General features: G+C 36.0%; 17 protein-coding genes. 3 read left to right on the top strand and 14 right to left on the bottom strand.

Going from position 1 to position 19494, the window contains the following annotated elements:
- Positions 1-343: 343 nt before the first annotated feature.
- From nadE to AB3I42_RS00475, 4 genes are all read right to left on the bottom strand, one after another.
- Complete coding sequence (nadE, locus tag AB3I42_RS00490) at positions 344-1168, bottom strand: ammonia-dependent NAD(+) synthetase (RefSeq protein ID WP_010720037.1); 825 nt, start codon at positions 1166-1168, stop codon at positions 344-346.
- Between the two features lie 12 nt (positions 1169-1180).
- Positions 1181-2653: a nicotinate phosphoribosyltransferase gene (locus tag AB3I42_RS00485; RefSeq protein ID WP_010738428.1), complete on the bottom strand. Its 1473-nt coding sequence runs from the start codon at positions 2651-2653 to the stop codon at positions 1181-1183.
- 422 nt (positions 2654-3075) lie between these two features.
- Positions 3076-3591 carry a hypothetical protein gene (locus tag AB3I42_RS00480; protein WP_240144267.1) on the bottom strand — a complete coding sequence of 172 codons (516 nt, stop codon included), beginning with the start codon at positions 3589-3591 and terminating at the stop codon, positions 3076-3078.
- Between the two features lie 1061 nt (positions 3592-4652).
- Positions 4653-5021 carry a DUF1827 family protein gene (locus AB3I42_RS00475; RefSeq protein WP_010738431.1) on the bottom strand — a complete coding sequence of 123 codons (369 nt, stop codon included), beginning with the start codon at positions 5019-5021 and terminating at the stop codon, positions 4653-4655.
- A 197-nt stretch (positions 5022-5218) separates the two neighbouring features.
- Here AB3I42_RS00475 and AB3I42_RS00470 point away from each other — a divergent pair, with 197 nt between their 5' ends.
- Positions 5219-5977 carry a MerR family transcriptional regulator gene (locus tag AB3I42_RS00470; RefSeq protein ID WP_034699548.1) on the top strand — a complete coding sequence of 253 codons (759 nt, stop codon included), beginning with the start codon at positions 5219-5221 and terminating at the stop codon, positions 5975-5977.
- A 226-nt stretch (positions 5978-6203) separates the two neighbouring features.
- Here AB3I42_RS00470 and AB3I42_RS00465 read toward each other — a convergent pair whose 3' ends face one another.
- The 4 genes from AB3I42_RS00465 to groES form a co-directional block, all read right to left on the bottom strand.
- Entirely contained in the window at positions 6204-7127 is a 924-nt protein-coding gene (locus tag AB3I42_RS00465) for a LacI family DNA-binding transcriptional regulator (RefSeq protein WP_010738433.1), read from the bottom strand.
- 16 nt (positions 7128-7143) lie between these two features.
- Positions 7144-7416, bottom strand: coding sequence for a hypothetical protein (locus AB3I42_RS00460; RefSeq protein ID WP_010738434.1), 273 nt, complete (start codon positions 7414-7416; stop codon positions 7144-7146).
- Between the two features lie 702 nt (positions 7417-8118).
- Positions 8119-9744 (bottom strand): chaperonin GroEL, encoded by a 1626-nt coding sequence (gene groL / locus AB3I42_RS00455; protein ID WP_081122944.1) that lies wholly within the window; start codon positions 9742-9744, stop codon positions 8119-8121.
- Positions 9745-9783: 39 nt separating this feature from the next.
- On the bottom strand, positions 9784-10068 hold the full coding sequence (gene groES, locus AB3I42_RS00450; protein ID WP_010738436.1) for a co-chaperone GroES: 285 nt from the start codon (positions 10066-10068) through the stop codon (positions 9784-9786).
- 238 nt (positions 10069-10306) lie between these two features.
- Here groES and AB3I42_RS00445 point away from each other — a divergent pair, with 238 nt between their 5' ends.
- Both AB3I42_RS00445 and bacL2 read left to right on the top strand, forming a co-directional pair.
- Positions 10307-10978, top strand: a complete 672-nt coding sequence (locus AB3I42_RS00445; protein WP_306690222.1) for a CPBP family intramembrane glutamic endopeptidase — start codon at positions 10307-10309, stop codon at positions 10976-10978.
- A gap of 1074 nt (positions 10979-12052) precedes the next feature.
- Positions 12053-12661, top strand: coding sequence for a BacL2 family protein (gene bacL2, locus AB3I42_RS00440; protein ID WP_034866194.1), 609 nt, complete (start codon positions 12053-12055; stop codon positions 12659-12661).
- Between the two features lie 505 nt (positions 12662-13166).
- Here bacL2 and AB3I42_RS00435 read toward each other — a convergent pair.
- The 6 genes from AB3I42_RS00435 to yycF all read right to left on the bottom strand — a co-directional run bounded on the left by AB3I42_RS00435 (position 13167) and on the right by yycF (position 19474).
- Positions 13167-13646 carry a hypothetical protein gene (locus AB3I42_RS00435; protein WP_306690221.1) on the bottom strand — a complete coding sequence of 160 codons (480 nt, stop codon included), beginning with the start codon at positions 13644-13646 and terminating at the stop codon, positions 13167-13169.
- A gap of 241 nt (positions 13647-13887) precedes the next feature.
- Positions 13888-14697: an MBL fold metallo-hydrolase gene (locus AB3I42_RS00430; protein WP_010720049.1), complete on the bottom strand. Its 810-nt coding sequence runs from the start codon at positions 14695-14697 to the stop codon at positions 13888-13890.
- 50 nt (positions 14698-14747) lie between these two features.
- Positions 14748-15620 carry a two-component system regulatory protein YycI gene (locus tag AB3I42_RS00425; protein WP_010720050.1) on the bottom strand — a complete coding sequence of 291 codons (873 nt, stop codon included), beginning with the start codon at positions 15618-15620 and terminating at the stop codon, positions 14748-14750.
- On the bottom strand, positions 15621-16934 hold the full coding sequence (locus AB3I42_RS00420) for a YycH family regulatory protein (RefSeq protein WP_368022188.1): 1314 nt from the start codon (positions 16932-16934) through the stop codon (positions 15621-15623).
- Positions 16931-18766 carry a cell wall metabolism sensor histidine kinase WalK gene (gene walK / locus AB3I42_RS00415; protein WP_010738440.1) on the bottom strand — a complete coding sequence of 612 codons (1836 nt, stop codon included), beginning with the start codon at positions 18764-18766 and terminating at the stop codon, positions 16931-16933. Before walK ends, AB3I42_RS00420 begins: the two co-directional genes overlap by 4 nt.
- Before the next feature lie 3 nt (positions 18767-18769).
- Positions 18770-19474, bottom strand: coding sequence for a response regulator YycF (gene yycF / locus AB3I42_RS00410; RefSeq protein WP_010720053.1), 705 nt, complete (start codon positions 19472-19474; stop codon positions 18770-18772).
- Positions 19475-19494 lie beyond the last annotated feature (20 nt).

Raw genomic sequence — 19494 nt, 5'->3', positions numbered from 1 at the left:
AGCGACTTATAAAAAAGGCGTTAAAAAATCCTCCATGCGTTTATAATCTTAATTAATAGTACTTCATTGACGTACTACTACAGAATAGAACTGAAACCCAATGAATAGCTATTTTTAATCTTTTGTCTTAAATCTTGAAAAAGAACATGCGGTTCATATTCTCTTGATAATAGAAATAACCCGCTATATCCAGAAAATGCGAGAAGCTGTTTTCGGATATAGCAGGTTATTTTTCCATCTGAACTTTACTATGACAACCTTATTTTTTACTAAATGACGAGTTCATTAAAAACAAGCAATGCTACTTCATTCATTGGTGTGATCTTCAACAAAGTTTTTAGGCTTATTTCCAAAAATCATCTAACACTGAGATAGGTAAGTGTCGTTTATGCTGCGTTTTGTTCCACCAAGCTTCAATTTTTTGTTTGGCATCTGTTGGAACTTCTTTACCTTCTAAATAATCATCAATCTCAGTGTAAGTAACACCTAAAGCAACCTCATCGGCGATCAACGGCTTGCCATCTTCCAAATCAGCTGTTGGGATTTTGGTATAAAGTTTCTCAGGTGCCCCTAGTTCTTGTAATAATTGTTTTCCTTGACGTTTGTCCAAGCGGAATAATGGTAATAAATCGGCGCCACCGTCGCCATACTTTGTAAAGAAACCAGTAATGTTTTCAGCTGCATGATCCGTTCCCAGGACTGCTCCTGCATGCCCACCTGCAATTGCATACTGTGTAATCATCCGTTGACGAGCTTTGATATTTCCTTTATTGAAGTCACTGACTTCGATCCCTGCAGCGACTAATTCAGCAACTTGCGCATCGACAGCAGGTTTGATATTCACTCGTAGGCGAACGTCAGGCTGGATAAATTCAACTGCAGCTTTCGCATCCTCTTCGTCTACTTGTTCGCCATAAGGTAAGCGTACAGCGATAAATTGATAACGATCGTCTTGTGTTTCTTCACGCATTTCTTCCATTGCTAATTGAGCCAAACGTCCCGCTAACGTAGAATCTTGTCCCCCACTGATTCCTAAAACAAAAGTTTTTAAGAAAGGATATTTCTTCAAATAAGCTTTCATGAAATCAATACTAGTTCGAATCTCACCTTGTGGATCAATGGTTGGTTTGACACCTAATTCTTGGATAATCTCTTCTTGTAAGCTCATTCTTTTTCCTCCTTAATATTCATTGTATAAAGTAGCTACGTTTTTCTTCATCCGTTCCATCGTAGCCATTTTATGATTCCAACAATCTGTTGATAAATCAACTGGGTATTTTTGTGGATTAAGGTCACGTTTGTACTCTTCCCACAGTGAATCAAGGTTATCACGTGTATATGCTTTGATTTCATCTAAAGTTGGTAATTCATAGACCCGTTCGCCCTTCACGAAAATATCTTGTAAGATAGGTCGAGCTGTAAAGTCACGCACCGTTTTATTGATAAAGGTATGCACAGGATGAAACATAAAAATCTCTGCTTCCTCTCTAGGATCTTCATCCCAAAGCGTAACGTAGTCTCCTTCTGATTTGCCATCAAAATTGCGAGTGATTCGCCACACTTGTTTCTTGCCAGGAGTTGTTACTTTTTCTGCATTGCTGGAAAGCTTGATTGTATCGATCATTTTGCCCTCTTTATCTTCAATTGAAACTAATTTGAAGACTGCACCAAGCGCAGGTTGGTCATAGGCTGTAATCAATTTCGTTCCTACACCCCAAACGTCGATTTTAGCTTTTTGCATTTTTAAATTTAAAATCGTTGCTTCATCTAAATCATTTGAAGCATAAATTTTAGCCTCAGTGAAACCAGCAGCATCTAATTGTTCACGAACACGCTTCGAAATATACGCCATGTCGCCACTATCGATACGAACCCCAAGGAAATTGATTTTATTGCCTAATTCTTTTGCTACACGGATCGCACTAGGCACACCAGATTTCAAGGTATCGTAAGTATCAACTAAGAACACGCAGTCTTTATGAGTTTTCGCATAAGCCATAAACGCTTCATAATCATTTCCATAAGATTGAACAAGTGCATGCGCATGCGTCCCACTTGCAGGAATCCCAAAGATTTTCCCAGCTCTGACATTACTGGTAGCATCTGCTCCACCGATGTAAGCAGCTCGAGTCCCCCAAACAGCAGCATCCAATTCTTGCGCTCTTCTAGTACCAAATTCTAACAATGGATCATCGCCGATCACTGATTTGATTCTTGCTGCCTTCGTAGCGATCAACGTTTGAAAGTTCACCATATTCAGTAGGGCTGTTTCAATCAATTGACAATGTGCTAACGGACCTTCCACTTGGATCAATGGTTCATTGGCAAACACTAATTCACCTTCACGCGCCGAGCGGACAGTAGCTTTAAATTTAAATTCTTTTAAATATGTTAAAAAACCTTCTGGGTAGATGTCCATTTTGCGTAAGTATTCGATGTCTGACTCACTAAACGTCAAATTTTCTAAGTATTCAACAAGACGTTCTAATCCTGCAAACACGGCATACCCATGGTTAAATGGCATATCACGGAAATAGCATTCAAAAACAGCGTGGAGATCCGCACGACCTAATTCCCAGTACGTTTGCATCATGTTGATTTGGTATAAATCAGTATGCAACGTCAAACTGTCATCTGGGTAAATTTTATTCATCTTTATATTACTCCTCTTGGCAAGTTTTCATTTCTTATCCATTATAACAAAAAAACGCTGGAGTAGAAGAAATCTTGATTATTTTCTGAAAAAGGACAAATGAAAATAAATTTATAACCCAGAACAATAATGAACCTACCTCAAAAAATTTAGACTAAAAAGTGACCTTTTTTGGGGTCGACTTTTTTATGGTTACAGACAATTTTGAAGTGAAATTAAAAGTTGTCCAATCTTCCATGATTTTTCCGAAAAAACTGAATTTAATCACCGCTTCTCTCATAAAAGACTACAGACATTAGGCTGTTCGCCCTCCGTACAGTGCAGAGGACAAACAGCCTATGTCAATTTTTTTACTTCCCACTTTTAGGTGTCGTGCCTATAGGAATATTTAAAGAAGTGAAAGGTTATAAATTTTCTATTTTTTATAAATGAACAGATAGTGCTAATAAACTTTCCGCCTTCTTGCATAAATTACTTAAATGAACGATGTCGCATTTTCCTACAGCCTTAAGAATCAGCGTTCTAGCTTCTTTGATTGTTTCAGTTGTTGTGTTTGGAGATAATGTGGTATATGTATTGTCGGTAAATAAATTGTTTACAGCCTCTACAGCATTTTGGACAGCTGAATCTACTGAATTGGTACTTTCTAATAACAAGCTTTCCGCCTTCTTGCATAAATTACTTAAATGAACGATGTCACATTTTCCTGCGGCCTTAAGAATCAGCGTTCTAGCTTCTTTGATCGTTTCAGTTGTTGTGTTTGGAGATAATGTGGTATATGTATTGTCGGTAAATAAATTGTTTACAGCCTCCACAGCATTTCGGACAGTTGAATCTGAGACAGTTACTTGTTGAGCTGCGTTAACGGTCATGGTATTTATTGTCCCAGCACTAATGCACAAAAACGAGGTAAATAATAATAGTTTACTATATTTCATCAAATCAATCCTTTTATATTTTATTTTTTATCATGACATCCTAAAGTTCATATTCTCTAACCATTAATAAATGTCGGTATTGATTTTTCTCCAAGTAATCGGATGATTATGTTTATTCTATAATAGATGTCTGAATGGGTTTAAATTTGATTATCATCTAAATAAATCATCCTTGGATTCAATAGAGATCTAATAATACATAGTTACATAAACTTAATTTTCTTTTCCTAAATAAAAATATTACACTTTGCGCTTTCTTATATATTTAACTACCTCCCTTTATCTATAGTAATAAGATTTATGTAACGTATCTCCCGACACTTAGCATTATATACTGATAAAGAGGTACCATCATAAATTTTTTTTTATATTTTAATAAGTATTAGGAAAGAGTTATAGTTTGATGTTGGAATTGTTGTAATAAACTAGATAAAAAGTGAAGGAAAATCGAGGATTTCTATTATGCCAAGAGATTCAGTTGATAAAGTAAGTAAAATTGTTGCCGTCAACCTAATGATCGAAGAATAATTTTTTGTGAAAGAAGTTAGCCTGTAGCTAAAAAAACAGGCTCACCGCTTGTATCGTTGGATTCAAGAAGTTAAAAAATATAAAGCAAGTGCGTTTCTTAGAAAAGGGAACGCACTTTTTGATGCTCATGATGACATGAAGAAGTTAGAACAAGAAAAGCATTACTTAAGAGAGGAACGAGGCTTATAAAAAAGTTCCTAGTTTTTTTGAAGTCAAACAAGCGTCCGATTTCCAGTTCAAAAAAACAGAAAGAAGTTTTCTTCTTTCTGTTGAATTTATCCTAAGATTTCTCGTTACCAACCTCGTGGGACAAAGAGACTCAATTCAGAGACATCACCTCAAACTCAGATGGAAATATTTAAATGTATTAAAACTTACTACAATACTAAAGGGATGCATTTTGCCCTTAGTCATCCATCCCTAGAGACCTGGAAAAAAATTTTTCTCTTATTCTCTGAACCAAGTATCTAGTTTTTCTTAACAGCTCCAATTTTGAGACCGGTACACAACTTACTCATTTGCAGAAGACTGTTTTATTTTTCCTCCAGTGAACAACCTACTTTCTGTTCAACAATCACGATATCTTTATTTGGTCGTTTGAATTGGACACCTGCTCGTTCTAAGTCTTGTTTTACACCAATATGGACCTTGACGTCTTCACGTTCTGCTTTCAAAATACGACGGATTGCAAAATCAATTTCTTGCTTGGTGATTTTTTTCTTCGTATTAATCATCAATAATTGGGATTTTTCATACGTATCAATGTATAAAATCTGTGTTCGATCAAGCGAATAAAGTTTATAGTATTTGATGGCTTTACTACTAAAGAAAAAATCTACTACTTTAGGATAAAACGTCTTAATATTTAAATTACTTGTAACTGGCGTTTCGATTAATTTCATCTTATTCCTCTTTTCTATTATTATTTATAACAAGCGCTCAACAAAGGAATCGCTTTCAACATGACATATTTAAAGCAGAAAAATTCGTTTTTTTACTTTACTTATTATAACATAAAAATAAACACAAAAAAATATTCAAAATTTCTTGACCTTCTAGTTACGTCAAGGAATAAGATCATTCTATAAGGAAGTTAAGCATGGAATATACTATAAAAAAAATGGCAGAAATTTCTGGTGTTAGTCCTCGTACCCTGCGTTTTTACGATCAGATTCACTTACTGAAACCATCACGGGTGACTGAGTCTGGCTATCGGATCTACACTAGCCAAGAAGTTGACCGACTACAACAGATTTTGTTTTATCGCTCCCTTGATTTTAAGTTAGAACAAATTGCAGAAATTTTAGATAATCCAGCTTTCGATCATCGACAAGCGTTGATCCAACATCAAGAAATGTTACAAGAAAAAAGAAAACAGCTCGACACACTATTAATGACTATTCAACATACATTGGAGAGTTACGAAGGAGGAAAACCGATGAAAGATCATGAGAAATTTGAAGGATTTAAAAAACAAAAAATAATGGAAAATGAAACAAACTATGGACAAGAAATACGAGAAAAATATGGAGACGACACCGTTGAGAAAGCAAATAAAAAATGGCAAAATATGTCTGAAGAAAAATTTGAAGAAATGCAGTCTTTAGAAAAACAACTCTTAGCTGATTTGACAGCTTATTTACAATCAGACTCTGATCAAAAACTAGCATTGAAACTATTTGAAGAACACAAAAAATGGCTTACTTTTAGCTGGCCTTCTTATAGTTCCGAAGCTCATCGTGGCTTAGGCTTATTGTATATCTCTGATGAACGATTCACCGCTTACTATGATGAGCGTTGTGGAAACGGAGCTGCCCAAGCATTGAATACGATCATTCAAACATACGCGGTTGAATAAGTTGTCTTTGAGTGGACGTTCATTTTAGGAAATAAGTAGCGAAGATCTCACTTTATGATCCATCCTGTCAGAATGCAGATACTACATTCTTTCATAATCCATTGGCGTCAAAAAGAAACCGAAGCAATCACAAAAATAGGAGAAACTATTTTTGGCTATTCGGTTTCTTTTTTAGGTTTTTGCGTTACTTCGATCTACTTTTGATTCCGCATTAAAACCATTTCGACTATCGCACAATAAATCGATAAGGAATTTTGATTTGATCTTTTTTTTCTTCGATAAAAAGTAGAAAGGCCGTTTCTCCACACTCTCTTAAGCCATGGTCAATCGTAGAAAAAGACATTAGCTCACTGATCAACAGATTATCACGACCAACAAGACGGTTTTTACTTTCTAAGATGGAGCTTTGCAATATACCGGCAGCAACTGTATCTGAATTAGTGAAGACACCATCTACCTTTTTTTCTTTAAAATACGTCGCTGCATTCACCCCTTGTTCATAGTCAATACAGTTCCAAAAAACATTTTCCTCTTTGAAATCGGGAAATATTTTTTTACAAAGTTCCAACGTCACTTTTGTATTAAAACTAAGACGACCACTTCTTCCTAAAGTAACGCCAAGCTTTTCCACGCCTTGTTTTTTTAAATACAATAATGCTTCAGTAATAGATTGTTCACGATCGATAAACACGCAACCAGCTTCTGTTTCTTTTATTTCTTCACAAAAAATGATTGGCCCATACTTTTGATAAGAGAGCAATACATCTAAATTGTTGGCACGAGAAGTAACGATCAAACCATCAAATCGTTTACCTGCAAATTCTTCTAAATACATTCTCTCTCTTTCTGCCTGATAATTTGTTGGTAACAAGGTCACCTGATAATCTTCGTTGAAGGCGACTTCAATGATCCCACTAAGCAATTGATCGAAATAAGGATGATCCGTATAAGGCAGAATAACACCAATATTTTTTGTTTTTCCATAACTGAGCTGTCTGGCACTTGCATTAGGAACATACGATAACTCATTAATGACGGATAGAATCTTGGCACGTTTTGTTTCGTCAACATAAGGATGATTATTGATCACCCGTGAAACGGTAGAGACAGAATAGCCCGTCAGTTTTGCAATATCTCTGATGTTTGTCATGCTTTACTAAAACCACCTATACAAAAAGATTTTCCTGTAAATAGTCTACCACAGCATGCCCACATTCAAAAAATTGATAGAACGTTCCATCATATTCAAAGCTAATACGTTGCCCACCCAGATACGTATCTTTTGCCAATCCACTAATTTCATCTAAAGGAATTTTTTTCATTACCGTTTTATTTAACCCTTGAGGACTAGACAATTCAAGCATTGTTTCTTTAAATTCAACAAAAGCATAAAAATAGTCATTCGTAGCGCCATTGGTCGTTTTGATATAAGTATTCATCAGTAATTCCTCCTTTTTGATGAATTGAGTATAGCTTATGAAACGCGTCTCATAGCAAGATCTTTGCTTCACCTTCTAAAAAAACGAGCAATACGATACATACTTTTGTCTTCGAATCTTTAAACTTGTCTTTGAATTTTTAAAAAGTAGAACTTTATTTTTATTATCTAGAAAAATAAGTTCAAGTACCTCATTCAAACTCTGCTACTATGCATTTAAAACAGTAACTGAGAGGAGTTTTTCAATTGTATAAAAAGACGAAAAAAGCAGGTATACTGAAAAGAATACTGAGACTAATAAAGTATAAAATAAAGACCATACTACAACGCAGAAGATTATTAAAAATAATGAGAAGAAAACATCGAATAAACGAACGAATGTCTAACCTAGTAAACATTAACGAATACTGCCTAGTAGAGAAACCTATGCCATTAAAAAGTACAAAGGAAAATAATCACTCCTTGTTGTCTAAGAATGAGAATCTGAAAAATATGAAGAATATAAAGAAGAAAAAGAAAAAAAAAGACAAAAATAGTAGCACATCAAGATCCTCTAGCTTCACGTATATAGGTCGTTCTAGACCATAAGCAACTATCCGCATCGAATGATTGATTAACTAAATATCTCTTAATTTTTTGCCCTTTTACTTAAAACAAAAAAAAGAAGAAAGAACCCTTTTATATCAGGGTTCTTTCTTAATGACTACATCATGCCGCCCATCATTGATGGATCCATTGCTGGCGCTGCAGGTGCTGCTGGTTCTGGTTTGTCAGCAACTACTGCTTCAGTTGTTAATAATAGAGCTGAAACAGATGCAGCATTTTGTAATGCTGAACGAGTAACTTTGGTTGGATCAACAATCCCTGCTTCAACCATATTTACCCATTCGCCTGTTGCAGCATTGAAACCTGTTCCTAATTCAACATTTTTCAATTTGTCAACGATGACTGAACCTTCATATCCCGCATTTTCTGCGATTTGACGAATTGGTTCTTCTAAGGCACGAACAACGATTTTCACACCTGTTGCAACGTCCCCTTGAGCTTCAACTGCTGAAACTTTGTTGATGACATTCACTAATGCTGTACCACCACCTGAAACCATACCTTCTTCAACGGCTGCACGAGTTGCATTCAATGCATCTTCAATTCGTAATTTCAATTCTTTTAATTCTGTTTCAGTTGCTGCACCAACTTTGACCACTGCAACCCCACCAGCAAGTTTTGCTAAGCGTTCTTGTAATTTTTCACGGTCAAAATCTGATGTTGTTTCAGCAATTTGGTTTTTGATCAATTGAACACGTGCTTCAATGGCTGTTTTATCGCCAGTGCCTTCAACGATTGTTGTGTTATCTTTGTCTACCACAACTTTTGAAGCATTTCCTAGGTTTTCGATTGTTGCATCTTTCAATTCTAATCCTAAGTCGTCCGTAATCACTGTTCCGCCTGTTAGGATAGCGATATCTTCAAGCATTGCTTTACGACGATCACCGAAACCAGGTGCTTTCACTGCAACAACGTTAAATGTCCCACGGATTTTGTTCAAGACTAATGTTGGTAAAGCTTCTCCATCCACATCGTCAGCGATGATCAATAGCGGACGAGATTGTTGTAAGATTTGTTCTAATAAAGGCAAGATGTCTTGGATATTAGAAATTTTCTTATCTGTGATCAAAATGTATGGATTTTCTAAAACAGCTTCCATTTTGTCATTGTCAGTTACCATGTATTGTGACAAGTAACCACGATCAAATTGCATACCTTCTACAACATCTAATTCGGTTTCGATTCCTTTTGATTCTTCAATAGTAATAACACCATCATTACCGACTTTTTCCATTGCATCAGCAATCAAATGTCCCACTTTTTCTGAACCAGAAGAAACAGCTGCAACTTGAGCAATTGCTTCTTTAGAATCTACGACTGTTGAAATGTTGTGTAATTCTTCAACTGCTGCTTTTGTTGCCAATTCGATCCCACGACGAATACCTAAAGGATTTGCTCCAGCTGTTACGTTTTTTAATCCTTCACGAACAATTGCTTGGGTTAACACAGTAGCGGTTGTTGTTCCGTCACCTGCGATATCATTGGTTTTTGAAGCCACTTCAGAAACTAGTTTTGCACCCATGTTTTCAAAGTGATCTTCCAATTCGATTTCCTTTGCAATCGTTACGCCATCATTAGTAATCAATGGTGAACCGTATGATTTTTCTAATACAACATTACGACCTTTTGGACCTAACGTTACTTTTACTGTATCAGCTAATTTATCAACTCCACGTAGCATTGCTGCGCGTGCATCTTCTGCAAATTTCAATTCTTTTGCCATGTCTATTCACCTCATCAAATTTTTTTCGTACTTTTTTATTTATTCAACGATCGCCATGATATCTTTTCCTGCAACGATCAAATATTCTTTTCCTTCAAATTTTACTTCTGTACCGGCATATTTTTCAAACATCACTTGGTCGCCCGCTTTTACAGCAGCAGGAACTTTTTCTCCGTTTTCCAATAAACGGCCTTCACCGACTGCAACAACTGTTCCTGTTTGTGGTTTTTCTTTAGCGGATGAAGCTAAAACAATTCCTCCAACAGTTGTTTCTTCTTCTTTTGCGACTTCGATAATGACGCGATCACCTAATGGTTTTAACACGATAAATCCCTCCGATAACTCTTTTTTTGGATTCGTTAGCACTCTTGCACATCGAGTGCTAACCTACATTTTTAATAATACTCATACTTTGATTTTTTTGCAAGCTTTTTAAATGAAAGTACACTAATTTTATCCGTAACCGTTAGAAGTCCCTTAGTAATAGCCTCTAAATTGATCTATGTTATAATTAATTTCTATTCTTGCAGTCTACTTCTGCCTATCTTTAAGGAGGTATTTTATGTCATTAAAAAAATATAGTTTCGCTAGTATCTTTTGCTATGGACTCATTTTTCTTTCCCCATTGATCCTTTCATCTATCGGAATCGTCCATACTGTTACTGACGTGATTACAGCAACGACGATTGCCTATATCCTAGGAGCAATTGTTTTAGCTTTCTTTTATTTCAAGCAAAATGAACCACTACCACTAGAAGCAGCCATTCCTAGTGCTTCGACACCAAAAATCATCTTATATGGGTGTGTTGGGATTTTCATTGCTTTGATCTTACAGGCACTTGCAGTGACGTTGGAAACTCTTTTATTTGGTAACAGCGCTCCTTCTGAGAATACACAAAATATTATTCAAATGATTCTTGAAGCTCCAGCCTTTTTAATAGCTACCACAGTTGCTGGTCCAGTCATGGAAGAATTCGTCTTTCGTCGCAGCATCTTAGGTATCGTTGGCAAATATACAAACTTTTGGATCGGGGCAATCGTTAGTTCCTTATTGTTTGCTTTTGCCCATAACGATGGCCACTTACTGATCTACTTTTTCTTAGGTTTTTTCTTTAGTCTACAATACAAAGCAACGGGAAGAATCTGGACCTCGATGATCACACATGTGGGAATGAATACATTGGTGGTAGTGGTGCAGATCGCCGTACAAAAGGGCTGGATCGCTGCTTCATGAGCTGCCAACTAACACCAATCTAAAGACTCGCCTTATCCTATCTACTGACCAGCAAATCTTAGTCGCTGGTCTTTTTTTGCGTTCTTTCCGATCCTAGCTCATTCTCTTAACAAATTTTTCCTTCGTAGTTATGAAAAAGATCGATTTATTTAGAGCTATTCATTATGTTTTATCCGCTAGCTACTAGCAGTTTCCATTTATCGTGACACTCACCATTTCCTTTTTAACCTTCTCAAAACACTTTGATGTTCTTCTCTAATAGCACACTTATTTTAAATACGACAGAAAACAGCAGTCATTGCCATTTGGATTATTTTCAGATCCTATTAAAATCATGTTCATCTAGGAGGTTGAGACAAAAGTGTTCAGCATCAAGAAATAAGAAGGAATTTCCGAAAATTGCTTCTCAAATTTTTGGTAAATTTCGGCTTATTTCCGAAGATGCTACTTTTGTCTCACCGTTTATTCGTTTTTAGAGATACTAGAAGAGACTGAGACAACTTTTGTCCCAGTCCCTAGTTCATAGAAAAAATTTAACCACATCGACATCGTCTTATGGGCGCCCACAAGAGTTATCAACTTTGCACTAAACCAACTCGTTCCCCTTCTCATCCAACTAAAGTGTCTTTGCTTTCGTTTTACAAAAATACGCAGTATGAGAGAAAAACAGCCTAACAAAAATGCGATTAAAAAACACTTTATTTATAAAAAGATAAATACAAAAGTGATTTTAAAACAATTAATATTGTTTTATTTTTGTTATTAAATGAGGAACTTGCTAATTCATTACATACTTTAATTAATTTTATCAATCATTACTACTTACGAATGCACCATCTCTTAGAAAAATCATTTAAAAAAAGACATCTCCTTTATATCGGACTGACTGCTGTCATTCACGATTTTATAAAGAATAAAACAAAAATAAAATTTTTTATTAAAAAACCGCTGTTTTTATTATATATCTATCAGACTATCATTTATTTAACTTTTACAAAAAAAGTTATTTTATATGTCACAAAATAACATTTTTAGGGACGTATCTTTCAAAAAATAAAGGTAGTGTGTTGCGAAATGAATATCTGGCAAATGATTGATGACTTATTGAAGAAATATTATCTGACGAATGATAAAGATATCTTAGATTTAATCATTTTAGATTTAGACCCTTATATAAAATCTTGTGCGCATCGTTTTGTATTTAAAGCACAATCTAACGGAGTATTTATTCCTTTTGAAGACTTCTACAGTAACCTTTGTTTAGCAATTTGGGAAGGCATTGAAGATTTCAAGAGTATCTCAGGCTCCACGTTTAAAAATGTTACGTTGCGAAGGATTTATATTGCTGAAAAGAAGACTTGGAAACAATATAAAAAATCCGGAAGCAAGGTCTTCAATAAAGATGGGATTACTTATGACGTGACAAGATGGGAAAACATCGAATCGCTACATCATTCTAAAAATTGCACAGTTAAAAGTGCAGAACGTTCGATCGAGGAAAAACTTCTAATAGAAAATTTTAAAAAACAGGACTTTTTTAGAGGTACCTTCATTGAACTGCTTTATCACGGTTATTCTTGTAAAGAAATTTGTCTCCTTTTAGGAATCAGTAAGACTTACGATGCAAAAACCAGAAAAAAATGTCAACGAATCAAAGAATCATTCTGGAAATATATTGCCTAATCACTATGTTTTTCTTTCCCTATTCATCTACTTTGAAAAATAGCAAAGCATTTCAATGGTATGTCTATCGTCAATGTGGATCACATCTGATTATGTTTCCAACTTTGAGTGTTATCGGTATCTCGCATGGAGAGTGCAAAACAGCGAAACATTTGATATGTTCTAATCATTTTTCTAAAAATTTTTAGCTGGTTTCAACTTTTTGATTATGTAAAAGTAATTGATACACCTATTAGGCGTAATAAAAATTTTCATCCTTTTCACTAATACAATAATAATAGGAAGCTAGTTTCACTTTGTATCTGTCTGTTTTGAGCAATGTCCCTCTTGCCTAGTCTTCTCTATTATATTTTTCATTTACGGTCTAACTATACTTGATCTTTGAATAGCTGTTTCAGCATTTGTCAAAAAATGCCGAAGGGACTGGGACAAAACTTGTCTCAACCTCCTTCGGCTAATTTTTTCGGAAAGGATCCTGTTAATCACAACTATTTTTCCTTATTTATTATTGACCATTCAGCACTTGTTTTAAACTAGTTTGGATCAACTGAGTATCTGCTGGATTGTCCAATTCCAATTGGCTAGCTTTGACGTTTGCGGCAGCAGACGGTGTTTGAACAGATTGTTTCACCTTAGGATCTGTTAACGAGTTGATATATTCAGATTGTTCTTGCCACGCCTGCTTGATTAAACGATAGTATTCATCTGTTTTCTCGCTTTCATTAGCAATCGTTTCAGTAGTAGTTGAAGAATCCTTTATTTCTTGCACATTTGAATCCTCTGCAGGATTATTTCCCGTCGATTCTACATTACTAATAGGTTGATTCTCTTTTTCCTTGGTGGTACTATTTTGTGAATTTTCTGTAGAAGTCTTGGTGATCTGCGTGGAAGTCTGATCCGTGCTGGAAGAGGTACGATCAACTCCTGAGTTTGAACATCCCGCCAACAATAACAACCCTAAAATAATAAAATAACTATTTTTCATAAGCACGACTCTATTAAACAAACATTTATATTTAATTAAATATAATAAAAAATCACTATCGATAACCAATGAACAATATATCTTATCTAAAATTTAAACTATTATAGGCTTATTGAAAGTACACCCCGTTGTTAATAAAACGTAACTGAATGAGACAAAAATCCTCTCTGCTTTAAATGAACAAAAAAAACACTCAAAACAAGTTGTTTGAGCGTTTTTTGGGTTATATAGTTGACTACGGCTAAATCGAAAATAACTCCGTTGCTTCTGAGGGATCGGTATCATAAATATCAAATTCATAACCGACACCTAGATCTTTTTCTTTTAGGACATTCTCCATCGTCAAGTGAGCTAGTTCTTTTAGATTATTTTCTTTACTCAAGTGACCAAGGTAGATACGTTTGGTACGATCACCAATAACATCTGTCATGACTAAGGCGCCATCTTCATTGGATAAGTGCCCCCGATCACCTAAGATCCGTTGCTTTAAATTCCAAGGATAAGGTCCCATCCGCAACATCTCTAAATCATGGTTACTTTCCATCAAATAGCCATCTGCATTTTTGATGATTCCTCGCATATGATCACTGCAATAACCTGTATCAGTTAACATCACAAATGAACGGTTTTCTTTATGGAAACGATAAAATTGCGGAGCTGCAGCATCGTGAGAAACGCCAAAGCTTTCAATATCTAGATCCCCAAATGTTTGCACCTTCCCCATTTCAAACAAATGCTTTTGTTCAATAGGAACATTCCCAATTAATGGAGACATTGCTTCCCATGTTTTTTCATTGGCAAACACATCTAAATGATATTTCCTTGCAAGTACCCCTACCCCATGAATATGATCTCGATGTTCGTGAGTGACTAAAATCCCGTCTAATTGGTCAGGTGTCCGATCAATTTGAGCCAACAAAGAAGTAATTTTTTTCCCGCTGAGACCAGCATCTACCAAGAGCCTTTTTTTATCACTTTCGATATAAAGTGAATTTCCAGAGCTTCCACTGGCTAGGATACTGATTTTAAAAGCTGGTTTTTCTTCAGCCATTTGACTACTTCCCTTCTTACTTTGTAAACTTTTTTCATTATACTACTTTTTTAATGATCTTCCACCTTTGGAATCGTATTATTTGTTACAATCGTATTACTAAATGCATTGACCGACTCTACTTGGATCGATTTATCAGGTGTTTCTATCGCCACATACCAGACTGGAACATACACATTCTTTTCTCGCACTTTCAAAATACAAGAGTAAGCAAGCTGCCTCCAAAGGATTTTTGAACCTCGAGAAATCTTATTATTTACATACAATGTTTTGATTGCATCTTCTTCTGTGTGTAATTCTGTTTTTTCCCGTAATTGTTCAATATCGGATAAATGTGTCTGCGTGTACTTCGTGACAGCATAACTTTTATCTTGTTTATTCAGTGAAAACACAATTTTAGCTGTGTCATCATAAAAAGGTAGACCATCATATTTCTGACTCGCTTGTACTTCCGGCGTTGCACTGTCTAGATCAGAAAAATTCTTCATATAAACATAATCGCTACCAAAGAGTACATTGTTTTTTTTGTTTAAAAAGCTATTCACTGAACTTCCCATTTTATCAGGATCAAAAATACTATTTTCTGATTCTGTCTCAGATAAAGTTTTTGTTAAAACATTGTCATTGAAAACAATCCCACTACTCAACAGTCCTTTTTTACTTGTCCCATGACGTTGACTGTCCAGTTCCTTACTAAGGTCCGTTTCCTCCGCACTTAAATAATACCCTTGTCTACTTTCTGAAGAGATTTTACCAGTATAAGAAATGTCATCACTAGAAAGTCGTTGTTGAATGGATTCGGTTTGTCCTGATCGGATCACATTATTTTCTTGACTGATCGTTTCTTGATAACTTCTAAATAAAAAAACATTTAACCCTAAAAAAGCAACGAAAAAAATCCATTCAATTTTTTTGAAATCCATTTAATTCGCCTCCGTTTCAGGTAATCGTCCAAGCAAATCATTGACAGCGTACCATTGACCTTGGTATTTTACATACCACTCAGGTAATAAATCGACGACTCGATTCGTTTCCTTGATATTTTGCCACGTGTAGCCAACAATCAACGACTCGATTTTTTCTTTGTCTGCCCCTTTATCCAAAAGACTCTGGATGACTTTTTCTGTTTGTGGCAATTCAACTTCTTCATCAGATGGAATCGGTACTTGGATCGTATTCAAGCTGGTTTGGATCTTCACTTGTGAATCTACTTGATCCGCTCCAATTTCAATCTCAACTTTCCCTTTACTGTCTGAACCAAATACAGGAAATCCTTCTACAAATATTCGATAATCGATCTGATTGTTCTCTCGATCAAAATAACGCATATTTCCTAATGAATTGCCTAATTTACTAATATATGGAAAACTTTGTGAGAAAATATTCGCTGTGACGTTGTCTTGTCCGATTTCTCCCCGAAAATCAACGATTTGTGTTTCTGATTGGATCCTCATCGTCTCATTTCCATCATAAAAAAGCAGTTCATTGCTCTCATTATTTGTTTTGACCTCATCTGGTTTTTGGAAAAAGGCATTTCTAAACAAAGTATATGGTTGTTGTGACAGGATATAACTATATTTTTTTAATTTGATTTTATCTTTCGTTTCATATTGTGTCTCAACAATCGAAGGCGTTTTTTCCATCTCTGTCCACGTACTATCGGTTGCCTTTAATTCTTTTTCCAACTCTTTCCAATCAACTGAAAGATTCGATTCGTAAATGGAATCCGTCTCAAAATCAAGGAATCGCACTTTGTTCTCATTTTTATCAAACTGGATACGCATAAAGTAAATAGAATCTGTCCGATTAGGAAGCGCTGAAAAATCCAAACTTAGATGAAAGGCTTCTTTATACTCACTAAGTAGCAGCGGCGCATTATAAGTAAGCTCAATGCCTTCTTGAATAGTTTTTAACTTGTCAAATTTCTCTTTATCGCCATTGACGATTTCTGTTACTCTGCCAAATCGAGCGCCCTCGATGACTGTTTGGAGGCGAGAAACAAGATTTTCACTATTTGTTTCCTTTATTTGTCCTGAATGCAACCAAGTCACATGTAATGGAAGAAAAACTTCAGATGCTTTTCGGTAGTTTTGTGAATCGATCATCTGTGAATTGGATTCGTCAAAATTAACCGAGGTTTTACCTGCTGGACTTAGCCAAATGGCATATGAGAGGTAGATACTTAAAGCAATCATTAGGAGTAATCCTATTCGAATAACTTTTTCAGAAATTTTCATTCCCACCATTCCTCCTCATATGGTTCATATGGCAACGAGATATAGAAGGTTGATCCTTTTCCTTCTTTACTCTCTGCCCAGATTGCGCCACGGTGGGCTTTGACTACTTCTCTAGAGATAGCCAATCCTAACCCCGTTCCACCTTGGGCTCTCGCACGCGCTTTATCCACGCGGTAAAATCGTTCAAATACCCGATTCAAATCTTTTTTAGGAATCCCAAGTCCTTGGTCAGTAATACTTAAAATCACATTATTGTGTGTTTCCAACAAACGACATGTGATCATTCCACCGTCTGGAGAATATTTGATCGCATTATTCATAATATTATCAATCACTTGGATTACTTTATCGGTATCAATCTCTACCCAAAGATCTCTTTGGGTAAATTCCCGTTTAATCGTATAGTTCTTTTCTTGGTTACCCACCATCATATCAAAGCGGTCAAGAACAAAATTGACTAATTCATTAAAATTGACGTACTCTAACTGTAATTGTGTATTTCCTGTATCCATTCGCGAAAGATTCAACAGGTCATTGATCATGCGGATCATTCGATCTGTTTCATCTAACGTTACTTTTAGGAAATTAGGAGCAACTTCTTCATCTTTCCAAGCTCCCTCACTTAAAGCTTCAATATAACTACGCATACTTGTCAACGGTGTGCGAAGTTCATGAGACACGTTCGAGACAAATTCACGACGTTCTCTTTCTGTTTTTTCTTGTTCTGTTACATCATGCAATACGGCTACCAATCCACTAATAAAACCTGATTCTCTGCGGATCATGGAGAAATCTACTCGTAAAATCATTTGGTCGCTTTCCATTAATCCAGTTGAACGATCAAGTACCATTTCATTTGGGTCTTCTAGCAGTTTACGTAATGTATATTCTTCTTCAATATCTAACAAAGTCAAAATCGACTGACCGATTGCATCTTCATTTTTGACATCCAATAAAGAAACAGCCATATCGTTGATCGTAATGACTTTACCTCTTCGATCGGTCGCAATGACACCATCTGTCATATGTGACAGGACGCTATCTAACCGATTCCTTTCCGCTTCCATCGTGTCTTGAGCTTCTTCGATTCTTTCAGCCAGCTGGTTGAATGTATCCGCCAGTTGCCCTAATTCATCTTGTCCATGGACTTTAACTTTACGACTATAATCTCCCCGAGCAATCCTAATCGCTTGCTCTCGCATCTCGCCAATTGGCTGAGTGATCGACCGTGCGACTAAGACTGATACGACCATGGAGATCAGGGCTGCGATCAACGAAGCTGTGAAGAATATAATCGCAGTATTATTGATTTCAGAATATTTTTGCTCAATATTACTTTTGACGTAAAGAGCCCCGATAACGGCATCGCCGGTCGGGGACAGGATCGGTTGAATATTGATATTCACTCGCTTATCGTCACTATCTAATGCGACATACCTTTTTGTTGTGAAATCATTGATATCTACATAATCGTTTTTCTTACCGATTGAGCTTTGATCACTAACATCCGTTGTCCCACGTATAATCCCTTTTTCATCAATAACTCGAATCTCTAAAATGTCACTCGAGGCATTGTTTTCAATGAATCGTTTGATATTGGCATTGACTTCTTCAATGTCTGCGTTGTCTTTACGATTTAATTCGGGACTGATCGTGGTCGCTAAAGATTCAACTGTTTGATTCATATCTTTGATAAATGTATTGATTGTTGAACGCTCTAACCCTCGGATAAAGTAGGCACCAATAATCTCAATCGAAATCAATAAGATCAAAATAAACGTGATCGCAATTTTGAAATTGACTGATCGAAAAAATCGCACTTTTCCTTTCATCAATTACTCCTGTTCCTGGTTACGTAAATAGTAACCAACACCTCGCCGTGTCACTAAATAATTAGGATGACTTGGATTATCTTCAATTTTTTCGCGTAGACGTCTCACGGTTACATCTACAGTTCGCACATCACCAAAGTAATCATAGCCCCACACGGTTTGCAGCAAATGCTCTCGTGTCATCACTTGTCCGATGTGTTTTGCTAAGTAAAAAAGCAATTCAAATTCACGATGCGTTAATTCAATTGTTTCGCCTCGTTTCGTTACCATATAAGCATCCGGATGAATCGTCAGGTCACCAATCACGAGTTCAGAAGGGGCAATTTCTTCTACTTCTTTGGTAGCAGTTGCGCCACGACGAAGATTGGCTTTCACTCGAGCCACTAGTTCACGATTAGAAAAAGGCTTCGTCACGTAATCATCAGCACCTAATTCCAGTCCTAATACCTTATCGATTTCAGAATCTTTTGCAGTCACCATAATGATCGGCATGTCGTAGGTTTTCCGTACTTCACGCGCGACTTCTAAGCCATCCATTTTTGGTAACATCAAATCTAGCAAGATCAAATCAGGTTCCACCTCAGTGACTTTTTCTAAGGCTTCTTCCCCGTCATATGCAGTATAAACATCATAGCCTTCCTTGGCTAAATTGAATTTGACGATATCCGAAATCGGCTTTTCGTCATCGACAACTAAAATCTTTTTCATTAAAGAGCCACCTCTTTTTT

The sequence above is a fragment of the Enterococcus sp. C53 genome, from assembly GCF_040887425.1.
Lineage (GTDB): Bacteria > Bacillota > Bacilli > Lactobacillales > Enterococcaceae > Enterococcus_B > Enterococcus_B hirae.
Note: the sequence above shows the minus strand (reverse complement) of the source record. Positions and strands in the feature narration are given on the sequence as shown.